Raw genomic sequence first — 13,395 nt, forward strand, 5'->3', positions numbered from 1 at the left:
ACTGGTAGATACTGAATTTGCGAAAAGACAGAGATAAATACTGACTTTCATTTGAAGGCAGTATTACTCCTATGGAGGTAGATGTTATTGTCCAGCGTCAAACAGGCATAAAAAAAGCGCCCGGAGGCGCTTTTTTAGCAGGGAAAGGTAGCTTAGCCGATGAATTCCAGGCCATTCATGTACGGGCGCAACACTTCCGGAACCTGAATACGGCCATCAGCCTGCTGATAGTTTTCCATTACCGCAACCAGCGTACGTCCTACCGCCAGACCAGAACCATTCAGCGTATGTACTAAACGGGTCTTTTTGTCGGATTTACTGCGGCAACGCGCCTGCATACGACGAGCCTGGAAATCCCACACGTTGGAGCAAGAGGAGATTTCGCGATAGGTGTTCTGCGCCGGGATCCACACTTCCAGATCGTAGGTTTTGCATGCGCCGAAGCCCATGTCGCCAGTGCACAGGATGATCTTGCGATACGGCAGACCCAACAGTTGCAGGACCTTCTCAGCATGACCGGTCATCTCTTCCAGCGCGTCCATAGAGTCTTCCGGGCGAACGATCTGCACCATCTCAACTTTATCGAACTGGTGCATACGGATCAGACCACGGGTATCACGACCGTAAGAACCTGCTTCAGAACGGAAGCACGGCGTATGCGCAGTCATTTTGATCGGCAGCGCATCTTCGTCGATGATTTCGTCACGTACCAGGTTGGTCAGCGGCACTTCTGCCGTTGGGATCAGCGCATAGTTGCTGCTGTCAGCTTCTTCATCCAGCGGACGGGTGTGGAACAGATCGCCAGCAAATTTCGGCAGTTGGCCTGTTCCGTACAGCGTGTCATGGTTAACCAGATACGGAACGTAGTTTTCGCTGTAACCATGCTGTTCGGTATGCAGATCCAGCATAAACTGAGACAGCGCACGGTGCATGCGTGCGATCTGGCCTTTCATAACAACGAAACGAGAGCCGGTCAGCTTAACCGCCGCGGCGAAATCAAGACCCGTGTGCATTTCACCCAGAGTAACGTGATCGCGCACTTCGAAATCAAACTCACGTGGTGTACCCCAGCGGCTGACTTCGACGTTGTCATTTTCATCTTTACCCACCGGAACTTCGTCCGCTGGCAGGTTAGGAATGGTCAGCGCAATATCGCGGATCTCGGCCTGTAAGGTATCAAGTTCAGCTTTCGCGGCATCCAGCTCTTCGCCCAGTTTGTTCACTTCCAGACGTAAAGACTCGATATCTTCCCCGCGCGCTTTTGCCTGGCCGATGGATTTCGATCGAGAGTTACGCTCTGCCTGCAGGTTTTCAGTTTGTACCTGCAGAACTTTACGACGCTCTTCAAGAGCGCGCAGCTTATCTACATCCAGCTTAAAGCCCCGGCTTGCCAGTTTTTCTGCGACTGCGTCTGGCTCATTACGCAGCAGATTGGGATCGAGCATGCTTATCCTGTGCTTATCGAATTAAAATAGGAGAAAGTGACCACAGCCTGCGGTCACAGGGATACAGAGACAACATTACCGCAACGATAACACTAACGGTAGCGTTTTATAGGGCTATTTTGATCCTGTCCGGCGAGCCAGGCGAGCTTTTCGCCAATCTTGCCTTCAAGACCTCTGTTTGTGGGGTGATAATAGCGCGTTTGTGCCATTTCCTGCGGGAAGTACTCTTCTCCGGCGGCATAGGCATTTGGTTCATCATGGGCGTAACGATACTCCTGGCCGTAGCCCATCTCCTTCATCAGCTTCGTCGGCGCATTGCGCAGGTGAACCGGCACGTCGTAATCCGGACGTTCACGTGCATCAGCCAGCGCAGCTTTGAAGGCGGTGTAAACTGCATTACTTTTCGGCGCGCAGGCCAGATAAACAATCGCCTGAGCAATCGCACGTTCTCCTTCCGCTGGTCCCACGCGGGTAAAGCAGTCCCATGCGGAAATTGCCACCTGCATGGCGCGTGGATCGGCATTGCCCACATCTTCAGAGGCAATTGCCAGACAGCGACGAGCAACATACAGTGGGTCACCGCCTGCACTAATGATGCGCGCATACCAATAAAGCGCTGCATCCGGTGCACTGCCGCGAACCGATTTATGTAATGCAGAGATGAGATCGTAAAAGCGATCGCCTTTATTATCGAAGCGTGCGCTGCGCTCACCGGCAATTTCAGTGAGCAATTCTGGTTTCAATACGCGCTTGCCAGAATCATCAACTTCGGCCATATCGGCCATCATTTCCAGCGTATTCAGCGCCCGGCGCGCATCACCATTAACCAGTTCGGCAATAGCCCGACGCGTCTCTGGCGGCAGTACGATATCCTGGCCGCCGTAACCCCGCGCTTTGTCTGACATCGCCTGGTCCAGCACCTGTTCAATATCGTCGGTGGTTAACGATTTCAGTAAGTAAACGCGTGCGCGTGACAGCAGCGCCGAGTTCAGTTCAAACGAGGGGTTTTCAGTGGTGGCGCCAATAAACGTGATGGTACCGTCTTCAATATGCGGTAAAAACGCATCCTGCTGGCTTTTATTAAAACGGTGAACTTCGTCGACAAACAGGATCGTACGCCGACCAGCGTTACGGTTCTGACGCGCACGCTCAATCGCTTCACGAATCTCTTTTACACCAGACGTAACTGCCGAAATGCGTTCGACATCGGCGTTAGCGTAACGGGCAATGACTTCGGCAAGGGTGGTTTTCCCCGTCCCCGGTGGCCCCCATAAAATCATGGAGTGCAGGTGCCCGGCCTCGATAGCGCGCGGCAAGGGTTTACCCGCAGCCAGCAGATGCTGCTGGCCGATATACTGCACTAGATTTTCTGGCCGCATACGCGCGGCCAGTGGCTGAAAGGTATTATCAGAAAAGTCGAGCGACAGATTGCTCACTCACACGCCTCTACTTACGTTGATCGTCAACCGTTACACCTTGCGGCGGGGTAAAGGTGAATTTGGAAGGTTCAATCGCACCATTCTGCTGAGATTTCAGCTGATAGCTGCTGCGCTGATCGTCTTGCTCAACGGCGCTAAACTGATGGATCGTCCCGTCACGCCCAACATTGATCGTAAACTGCTTCAGGTTACCGCTGCTGGTTTTTGGCGTCAGCACGAAATCATCGCCGTTTTGCTTAATGTTGTACTGCTGCCAGTCACTGGCCTGGTTACGCGCGATCAGCATGAACGGCGTATTGCCCGTGGCGTCTTTCAGCCAGGTCGCGGTCGCCTGTTCAACAAACGGGTTAAAGAACCACAGCGTTTTCCCATCGGAAACCAGGATGCTCTCATCAGGCTGGGTCATATGCCAGTTAAACAGATTAGGACGTTTAACCCATAAATCACCCTGACCTTCCTGCACCGCTGCGCCGCTGCCGTCCGTGACCTTCTGAGTAAAGCTGGCATGGAAGCTACTGACTTTATCCAGACGGCTTTTCAGGTCGCTGGCAGCGTCAGCCCAGACACTGCTCACCACAAAGCTCGACAGTAATGCACAGGTGATTGCGATTCTTTTCATCGTTATTCCTCAAAATACGTCACTCCCAACGGGGAGATCCCTCTGCTATCCATTTCAGGCCAAAAATCAGCATGAGGAAAGTAGAAAATACTGAATTACTTAACTTTGCAATCATTCGAAGGGCGGCGGAGCCAGCACTTCACGATTACCATTATGCCCTTGTTCGCTGACAATACCCTGCGCTTCCATCTGCTCGATGATGCGCGCCGCTCGGTTGTAGCCGATGCGGAACTGACGCTGGACGCCGGAGATTGAGGCTTTGCGTTTCTGGGTCACAAAGTTTACCGCCTGATCGAACAGCGGATCCAACTCTTCGCCACCATCAAAGCCGCCACCGCCGCCTTCGCTTTCGCTGTCAGAGGTAATGCCGTCGACGTATTGCGGACGACCGCGCGCCTTCCAGTCCTGAACCACCGCGTGAACTTCTTCATCACGAACAAAGGCGCCGTGAACACGCACAGGGATCGTCGAGTTCGGTGCGGAATAGAGCATGTCACCCATACCTAACAGCGATTCCGCTCCGCCCTGGTCAAGGATGGTACGCGAGTCAATTTTACTGGACACGGTAAAGGCGATACGCGTTGGAATGTTCGCTTTAATCAGTCCGGTGATAACGTCAACCGACGGTCGCTGGGTTGCCAGCACCAGGTGGATCCCCGCCGCACGCGCTTTTTGCGCCAGACGAGCAATCAGTTCTTCCACCTTTTTGCCAACCGTCATCATCAGGTCGGCGAATTCATCCACCAGCACAACAATATACGGTAGTTTTTCCAGCACCGGATGCTGAACATCCATACTGTCACCCGGCTTCCAGTACGGGTCCGGAATCGGACGCCCCATGCGGGCGGCTTCAGCGATTTTCTCGTTATAACCGGCAAGGTTACGCACGCCAAGCGCCGACATCAGCTTGTAGCGACGTTCCATTTCATTGACGCTCCAGCGCAAGGCGTTAGCAGCATCTTTCATATCGGTCACGACTTCGGTCAGCAGATGCGGAATGCCTTCATAAACCGACAGTTCCAGCATTTTCGGGTCAATCATGATAAAGCGAACGTCTTCCGGCTGCGCCTTATACAGCATGCTGAGGATCATGGCGTTTACCCCAACAGACTTACCGGATCCGGTTGTCCCTGCTACCAGCAGGTGCGGCATTTTTGCCAGATCGGCCACCACCGGTTCGCCCGCAATATCTTTACCCAGCACCACAGTCAGCGGAGATGAGTTATCACGGAATTTAGCGTTATCCAGTACTTCACGCAGATAAACGGTTTGACGTTTTTTATTCGGTAACTCCAGTCCGACATACGGTTTGCCTGGAATAACCTCGACCACACGTACCGCTGCGGTCGACAATGAACGCGCCAGATCTCGCGACAGATTGGAAATACGCGCCGCTTTAACCCCAGGAGCCAGATTAAGCTCAAAGCGGGTAATCACCGGGCCTGGAGAGTAGTTCACCACATCGGCTTTAATGCGGAAATCCGCCAGACGCGCTTCCACCAGACGTGCCATTTGCTCCAGCGCGAACGTATCTATCGGCTCAACCTCGCTCGGCGGCGGTGTAAGCAGATCTAACGATGGCAGCGGCGTGCTTGGACGGTGCGCCGGACGGCTGTCGCCATTACGCATCAGCAGCGGATGGATCAGACTATCCTGCGGCGGCGGTGTAACAGGCTGCGCTGGCTGCTGATAATGCTGCTGCGGTGCAACAGGCTGCGCCGGCTGCTGATAATGCTGCTGCGGTGCAACAGGCTGCGCCGGCTGCTGATAATGCTGCTGTGGTGCAACAGGCTGCGCCGGTTGCTGATAATGCTGCTGTGGTGCAACAGGCTGCGCCGGTTGCTGATAATGCTGCTGCGGTGCAACAGGTTCCTGGTACTGCGGCGCAGGCTCCGGCATCACGCCAGGCGTAAACAGTGGCTCATGCGGCCCCTCATCTACCAGCGTTTTCATTGGCGAAAATTCAAAGTCATCGAGCGAGAACGGATTCGCTCCGGCAGGCTGTTCACCGGAATAACGCTGCTGCTGAGAAGAAGCAAACTGGCGAGCCAGTTCCGCTTCTGCGGCTGAATCTTCGTCATCAGTCTGGTGGGTATCGTCCTGATACTCTTCGCCATAACGATGCTGCTGCGACTGAGCGAACTGGCGTGCCAGCTCGTCCTGCTGCATTGCATCCATTTCATCGTCATTGTACGCATCTGTATCAAGCTGCTCTTCGCGCGCTTTCTCTTCAGCCATACGCTGTGACGGCAGTTTGATGCCATACGACGCCAATTCCCGGCGAGTAGGCACGCGCACACGATTTGGGCGCGGTAACTGCGGGCCAATCCCCTCTTTCACCTGCGGACGCGGCGCACCGCTGCCCGCAAGGCTAAAGACAGGTGCAGCTGCCGCTGCACCCGCCCCTAAAGCGGCGCTTTTTACACCGGCAGCCAGCGGTGCAACAGCAGCAACAGACTCAACGGGCGGTATGGATGCAGTCGTCGGCATAGATGGCGTAGACGGTTTAATACGCTCAGGCTCCTGAGCAGGTTCTGGAATCGGCTGATACCATGCGGCCAGTTGCTCACGCTCACGCGCACGTTTCTCTTCGACTTCTTCAAAGTAATAGAGCGGCGGACGAGTCGGTTTAACTTCTTCAACCACGGGCTCAGGTTCCACCACAAGCGGTTGTTCAACCACTGGCTGCTGAAACGTAGTGCTCTGTTGAGGGATTGATTCCTGCTGATAAACAGGTTGCGGCGCAGGCTCCGGCTGATAAGCAGGCTGCTGGAATGTGGCGTTCTGTTGAGAGGTCGGATCCTGTTGATAGACAGGCTGCAGCACAGGCTCTGGCTGATAAACAGGTTCCGGCTGCGGTGCGACTGGCTGCGCATAAACAGGTTCCGGCTGCGGTGCGTAATATTGCGGCTGCGGACTCTCCTCCACAACCGGCTGTTGCCATGGCTCATACGGCTGCTGCACCGGAGGTTGCGCGTACTGGGCTGGTTGCGGATAACCTTCAGGCGTTGGTGCAATCGCGGCATCACCGGTTTGCGGGCCTGGTGCGGATTGCCAGGCTACGGCTGGGGCCGGTTGCTCCATAACAGTGTTGGTCACGGGCGAGGTTTGCAGCAACGGATCTACCGGCGCGCTCCAGGCCTGAGCGGCCGTTGTAGCTGCAGCTGCTGCAGCCACAGGCTCGGTCACCGAGTGGCCGTTAAGCAGTGGATCAAGCTCGTCATATTCAGGCAGCGTCGCGCGATTGCCGGAAAACAGCACATCGTTAGGATCGGCAACCACGCCACGGGCGCTGTATTCAATTTCGTCTTCATCATCCATGCGTTTGCCGGAGAACAGCGCCGCATCGGTGTGACGACCAAGCGGGTTGGTAAATTTCTCTGCCAGACGCTTACGGCGCGCTAACGCACCGCGCAGAATACGAGCCCGACGCGATTCATGGGGTTTGCCATCAGCGGCATCGACAGACTCTTCTTCATCTTCATATTCTTCGTCATCGACCCAGGTATCGTCGCGGCGGGTACGGTTGCTGGCAAACGTCAGGATATTGAGTAACCAGCCGCCCAGTTTTTCCGCAATGCTCACCCATGACCAACCGGTGAACAGCGTTAATCCCGCCGCCCAAATGCACAACAACGTCAGCGTGCCGCCGCTGCTGTGCAGTAAAGGTTGTAGCGTAGTGCTGAGCAGACTGCCGATCACGCCGCCAGAGGCGAAATACCAGATGTCATCGGCGTTAATTGCGGCCAGCCCGCAGGAAGTGAGAATCAGCGCCAGAACGCCAATAATGCGCAGCGAGACGGCAAAATAATCGACGTATTCGTCGCTGGCCTGGTGTCGCCAGGCAAACCAACAGCCGCCAACAATGATGACGGGAATGGTGTAGGCCATGACGCCAAAAATAAAGAACAGCGTGTCCGCCAACCATGCTCCGGGTATTCCCCCCAGATTATGGATAGGTTCATGCCATGCGGTTTGTGACCAACTGGGATCCGAAGGGTTAAAGCTGAGTAAGGCAGCCATCAACCAGACGGCAAAAAGGGCAATAAGGATCAGTAGCGCTTCCAGAAGTCGGCGCCCGCTGCTTAACTTCGTCAATGTGACGTCTTTGTCTTCAGTGTATTCCTGGCTCAAAAACGGCTCTCCAGGTTTCAGGCTTTTCCTGCCCGATGCTAAAACGGACAACAGCACCGGGTTACCCCGGCACTGTTGCTGTATGGATTAACAGGAGTGTAATCAAACTGCGTCGATTTTGCACCTGTTCCGTGTTAGCGCGTCTTAATTACCAGACGATTGCTCTGTTTGACTTCTTCCATGACTACATAAGTACGTGTGTCATTCACGCCAGGCAGACGCAGCAGGGTTTCCCCCAACAGCTTACGGTATGCCGACATATCCGGTACGCGTGTTTTCAGCAAATAGTCGAAATCACCGGAAACCAAATGACACTCTTGAATTTCTTCAAGTTTTTGTACTGCAGAGTTGAATTGTTCAAACACATCCGGGGCGCCACGATTCAGAGTAATCTCAACAAAAACCAGAAGTGATGCATCCAGATAATGCGGGTTTAACAGCGCTGTATAGCCCTGAATAAAACCCTGTCTTTCCAACCGACGCACACGCTCAAGGCAGGGCGTTGGTGAAAGTCCCACACGTTTAGAAAGCTCGACGTTAGAAATACGCCCATCCTTTTGCAGCTCATTAAGAATGTTACGATCGATACGGTCGAGATCTTTGCCAGGGCGCTTCTTACTATCTACCATTATTATTGTCTCTCTGTATTCCTTCCCTACTCCTGCCTGACTCTACCAACATCACTGTTCAGAGTCGCTACCCATCAAAATAAACCGCAACCCAGAGGGATTTTCGGTTCGCAATGTCTGGGTTTATGGTGAGAAGACCGTTGCCTGTCGGCGGCTATCGACATCACGAATGGCATCTGTCCACACCATGCGTAGATTTCGCTAACACGGTAAACATGGTATCTACATGCATGATTATGCAGCACATACATGACACAGTTTTTTTCTTCCTTGAATGTTTTCGCAAAACAGCAGGGGATTGTCAAAGCAAAACATCGATTTTTAGTACAACATGCCAGTTATTCATTCGCAGTGATGGAAAATCGTCATTTTATCACCTTATAACTGACCGATTTTAAGTAGAAATCGTTATAGTATTACGGCTGATCACCCCATTCATCGGTTTCCGCTATTACACATATTGTTAACAAAATCGCCATACTCTTTTTTTACGTCTGTAAATTCCCTACAATCCTGCTCATTGCCTGCCAACAACTATGGGGATCTCATGGGCGCAACCAAACACAGTAAACTTCTTATTCTGGGCTCTGGCCCTGCGGGATATACCGCTGCGGTCTACGCTGCACGCGCGAACCTGCAACCGGTACTGATTACCGGTATGGAAAAAGGTGGTCAGTTGACCACAACAACAGAAGTGGAAAACTGGCCTGGCGATCCGCACGATCTTACTGGCCCGCTGCTGATGGAGCGTATGCACGAACATGCGTCCAAATTTGACACTGAAATCATTTTTGATCACATCAGCAAAGTTGATCTGCAAAACCGTCCTTTCCGTCTGACCGGCGACAGCGGTGAATACACCTGTGACGCACTGATCATCGCCACCGGCGCTTCAGCACGTTACCTGGGTCTGCCTTCAGAAGAAGCATTCAAAGGCCGTGGCGTTTCCGCCTGCGCGACCTGCGACGGTTTCTTCTACCGTAACCAAAAAGTTGCGGTGATCGGCGGCGGCAACACCGCTGTTGAAGAAGCGCTATATCTGGCGAATATCGCATCTGAAGTGCATTTGATTCACCGTCGCGACAGCTTCCGCGCGGAGAAAATTCTCATCAAGCGTTTGATGGATAAAGTTGAAAACGGCAACATCGTGCTTCACACCCACCGCACGCTGGAAGAAGTGACCGGCGATCAAATGGGCGTAACCGGACTGCGTCTGCGCGATACGCAAAACACTGACAACGTGGAATCACTGGACGTTGCCGGGTTATTTGTCGCTATCGGTCACAGCCCGAATACCGCTATTTTCGACGGTCAGTTGGAACTGGAAAACGGCTACATCAAAGTTCAGTCCGGTATTCACGGCAATGCCACTCAAACCAGCATTCCGGGTGTCTTCGCAGCCGGTGACGTGATGGACCATATTTATCGCCAGGCGATTACCTCTGCGGGCACGGGCTGTATGGCCGCGCTTGATGCAGAACGTTATCTCGACGGTTTGGCGGACGCTTGCAAATAAGTTTTACAAATCAGTAACAAAAGTAAAAAAGGCGACTATAAGTCGCCTTTATTTTTGCCTCGTTGTAACATTGCCCTGCCCAAAAATTCCAATAACTCACCTGCTAAGCGTGCAATGAATAAAACCCGTCAAAAAGAGCTGACCCGCTGGTTAAAACAGCAAAGTGTAATTTCCCAACGATGGCTGAACATTTCGCGCCTGTTGGGGTTCGTGAGCGGCCTGTTAATTGTCGCTCAGGCCTGGCTCATGGCCCGAATTCTGGACCATATGATCATGGCCAATATTCCCCGAGAGGCGCTTCTGCTTCCTTTCATCGTGCTGGTATTGATTTTCATCCTGCGGGCATGGGTCGTTTGGTTACGCGAACGGGTCGGGTTTCACGCAGGACAGCATATTCGCTTTGAAATTCGCCGCCAGGTGCTTGACCGTCTGCAACAGGCAGGTCCGGCCTGGATACAAGGCAAACCGGCTGGGAGTTGGGCCACGTTGATCCTGGAGCAGATTGACGATATGCATGATTACTATGCACGTTATCTGCCGCAAATGGCGTTGGCCGTATGCGTCCCCTTATTGATCGTGGCGGCGGTATTCCCGTCAAACTGGGTGGCCGCCCTTATTCTGCTTGGAACTGCCCCGCTGATCCCGTTGTTTATGGCGATGGTTGGTATGGGTGCTGCCGACGCTAACCGCCGCAATTTTCAGGCTCTTGCTCGCCTCAGCGGCCATTTCCTCGACCGCCTGCGGGGCATGGAGACGCTAAGAATCTTTGGTCGCGGTGAAGCCGAAACGGAAAGCATCCGCGCTGCGTCACAGGATTTCCGCCAGCGCACTATGGAAGTCCTGCGCCTGGCTTTCCTGTCATCCGGTGTCCTTGAGTTCTTTACCTCCCTGTCCATCGCACTGGTCGCGGTTTACTTCGGTTTTTCCTACCTTGGCGAACTCGATTTTGGACACTACGGCACAGGTGTCACATTGGCTGCCGGCTTCCTCGCGCTCATTCTGGCGCCGGAATTTTTCCAGCCCCTGCGCGATCTGGGCACGTTTTATCACGCCAAAGCACAAGCCGTTGGTGCAGCAGACAGTCTGAAAACCTTCATGGAAACCCCGCTTGCACATCCTGAGCGTGGCGACATTGAGCTGACAACAAAAGACGCTGTTTCAATTGAAGCACAAGATCTGGTCATCACCTCGCCGGAAGGTAAAGTGCTTGCAGGCCCGCTCAACTTTACCCTGCCAGCGGGCCAACGCGCGGTGCTGGTTGGCCGCAGCGGCTCCGGAAAAAGTTCGTTGCTCAATGTCCTGTCCGGATTTCTCTCTTATCAGGGATCGCTGCGAATTAACGGCTTTGAACTACGCGACCTGTCGCCTGATTGCTGGCGCAAACAGCTGTCCTGGGTTGGACAAAATCCGCAGCTCCCTGCCGCCACGTTACGCGATAACGTGCTGCTCGCTCGCCCCGATGCCAGCGAAGAACAGCTGCGGGCCGCACTCGACAGCGCCTGGGTCAGTGAGTTTTTACCGCTACTGCCGCAGGGTGTAGATACACCAGTAGGCGATCAGGCGGCTCGACTTTCTGTCGGACAAGCGCAGCGCGTTGCCGTGGCTCGCGCCTTACTCAACCCGTGTCAGTTGCTGCTGCTTGATGAACCCGCTGCCAGCCTGGATGCACACAGCGAACAACGCGTGATGCAAGCGTTGAACGCAGCGTCACGCCGCCAGACTACGCTGATGGTGACACACCAACTTGAAGACCTTGCCGACTGGGACGCTATCTGGGTGATGCAGGACGGACAGATCGTTGAACAAGGCACTTATGCCGAACTTAGCGCAGCCAACGGGGCGTTTGCGACATTACTGGCTCATCGTCAGGAGGACATCTAAATGCGCGCTTTGCTACCTTATCTGACGCTGTATAAACGTCACAAATGGATGTTAACCCTGGGGATCGTTCTGGCGATCGTCACACTGTTGGCAAGTATTGGTTTGCTGACGCTTTCCGGTTGGTTCCTGTCGGCTTCTGCTGTGGTGGGTGTCACCGGGATTTACAGTTTTAACTATATGCTCCCTGCCGCCGGGGTACGCGGTGCGGCAATCACCCGCACCGCGGGCCGCTATTTCGAGCGATTGGTCAGCCACGACGCGACGTTCCGCGTGCTGCAACATTTGCGTATATATACCTTCAGCAAACTGCTGCCGCTCTCTCCTGCTGGCCTGTCCCGTTATGGACAAGGTGAATTGCTTAACCGCGTGGTGGCGGATGTCGACACGCTCGATCATCTCTATTTACGCGTGCTCTCCCCGCTTGTAGGCGCTTTTGTCGTCATCATGGTGGTCACGCTGGGGCTAAGCGTTCTCGATTTCACGCTGGCTATTACTCTCGGCGGTATTATGCTGCTGACCTTATTTATCTTGCCCCCACTTTTTTATCAGGCAGGTAAAAGCACCGGGCAAAGCTTGACGCATTTACGTGGGCAGTATCGTCAGCAGCTAACATCCTGGCTGCAGGGCCAGGCTGAGCTGACCATCTTTGGTGCCAGTGAACGTTACCGCGCCCAAATGGAAGCCACCGAGTTGCAGTGGCATGAAGCCCAACGTCGTCAGTCTGAATTAACGGCGCTATCACAGGCGGTCATGCTGTTATTCGGCGCACTGGCAGTGGTTGTGATGTTATGGATGGCCTCAGGTGGCGTAGGTGGCAATACCCAGCCGGGTGCGCTGATCGCGCTGTTTGTCTTCTGTGCGTTGGCCGCATTTGAAGCATTAGCCCCCGTCACCGGCGCGTTTCAGCATCTCGGACAGGTTATTGCCTCTGCGCTGCGCATCACCGAACTGACTGAACAGCAGCCAGAAGTCACCTTCCCGGATGCCAGTTCCCCGGTTTCTGAGCAGGTCACTCTCACACTACGCGATGTATCATTCAGTTATCCGGGACAAGCACAAAAAGCGCTCGACACCCTTTCCCTGCAGGCCCAGCCCGGTGAGCATATTGCGATTCTCGGTCGCACCGGATGTGGTAAGTCAACGTTACTGCAATTGCTCACCCGCGCATGGGATCCGCAGCACGGCGAAATTCTGATTAATGAGCAGCCGATTTCAGCCCTCAGTGAAACCACGCTGCGCCAGAGCATCAGCGTCGTGCCACAGCGCGTGCACCTGTTCAGCGCGACGCTTCGCGACAATCTTCTACTGGCGGCACCGCACGCCAGTGATGACACATTATCCGCGATGCTGCGCCGCGTCGGTCTGGACAAACTGCTTGAGGGTGATGGACTCAACGCCTGGTTAGGCGAAGGGGGTCGACAGCTTTCTGGTGGCGAACTTCGTCGTCTGGCTATCGCTCGTGCCTTATTGCACGATGCCCCACTGATGCTGCTGGACGAACCGACCGAAGGGCTTGATGCAACAACAGAAAGCCAAATGCTTGAATTAATTGGCGATGCCATGCGTGATAAAACCGTATTGATGGTGACACATCGTCTGCGCGGCTTGTCACGTTTTGATCAAATAATAGTGATGGACAACGGACACATTATTGAGCAAGGTAATCACGCAGATTTGTTAGCCCGGCAGGGGCGTTATTACCAGTTTAAGCAACGTCTGTAAGCTATTATTG

8 protein-coding genes are annotated in these 13,395 nt (G+C 53.9%); 3 read left to right on the forward strand and 5 right to left on the reverse strand.

Annotated features, from left to right (window positions below; translation table 11 throughout):
- Nucleotides 1-152 precede the first annotated feature (152 nt).
- From serS to lrp, 5 genes are all read right to left on the reverse strand, one after another.
- Entirely contained in the window at nucleotides 153-1,445 is a 1,293-nt protein-coding gene (gene serS, locus GUC46_RS15465; protein ID WP_003836908.1) for a serine--tRNA ligase, read from the reverse strand.
- Between the two features lie 92 nt (nucleotides 1,446-1,537).
- A complete protein-coding gene (rarA, locus tag GUC46_RS15470) occupies nucleotides 1,538-2,881 on the reverse strand; it encodes a replication-associated recombination protein RarA (RefSeq protein WP_130714833.1) in 1,344 nt (447 codons plus the stop codon).
- Nucleotides 2,882-2,891: 10 nt separating this feature from the next.
- The gene (gene lolA, locus GUC46_RS15475) at nucleotides 2,892-3,503 is read right to left on the reverse strand and encodes an outer membrane lipoprotein chaperone LolA (RefSeq protein ID WP_003831898.1); all 612 of its coding nucleotides are present in this window, start codon (nucleotides 3,501-3,503) and stop codon (nucleotides 2,892-2,894) included.
- 111 nt (nucleotides 3,504-3,614) lie between these two features.
- A complete protein-coding gene (gene ftsK, locus GUC46_RS15480; RefSeq protein WP_057102373.1) occupies nucleotides 3,615-7,637 on the reverse strand; it encodes a DNA translocase FtsK in 4,023 nt (1,340 codons plus the stop codon).
- Between the two features lie 134 nt (nucleotides 7,638-7,771).
- Entirely contained in the window at nucleotides 7,772-8,266 is a 495-nt protein-coding gene (gene lrp, locus GUC46_RS15485) for a leucine-responsive transcriptional regulator Lrp (RefSeq protein WP_002439523.1), read from the reverse strand.
- A gap of 547 nt (nucleotides 8,267-8,813) precedes the next feature.
- On the opposite strand from lrp, the gene trxB reads away from it, so the two are divergent.
- The 3 genes from trxB (at nucleotide 8,814) to cydC (ending at nucleotide 13,385) form a co-directional block, all read left to right on the forward strand.
- Entirely contained in the window at nucleotides 8,814-9,782 is a 969-nt protein-coding gene (gene trxB, locus GUC46_RS15490) for a thioredoxin-disulfide reductase (protein ID WP_003035727.1), read from the forward strand.
- Between the two features lie 114 nt (nucleotides 9,783-9,896).
- Nucleotides 9,897-11,663, forward strand: coding sequence for a cysteine/glutathione ABC transporter permease/ATP-binding protein CydD (gene cydD, locus GUC46_RS15495; protein WP_061548805.1), 1,767 nt, complete (start codon nucleotides 9,897-9,899; stop codon nucleotides 11,661-11,663).
- On the forward strand, nucleotides 11,664-13,385 hold the full coding sequence (gene cydC, locus GUC46_RS15500; protein WP_130714835.1) for a cysteine/glutathione ABC transporter ATP-binding protein/permease CydC: 1,722 nt from the start codon (nucleotides 11,664-11,666) through the stop codon (nucleotides 13,383-13,385). It abuts the gene before it with no gap.
- Nucleotides 13,386-13,395 lie beyond the last annotated feature (10 nt).

The sequence above is a fragment of the Citrobacter sp. LUTT5 genome (assembly GCF_009905315.1).
Taxonomy (GTDB): domain Bacteria; phylum Pseudomonadota; class Gammaproteobacteria; order Enterobacterales; family Enterobacteriaceae; genus Citrobacter; species Citrobacter freundii.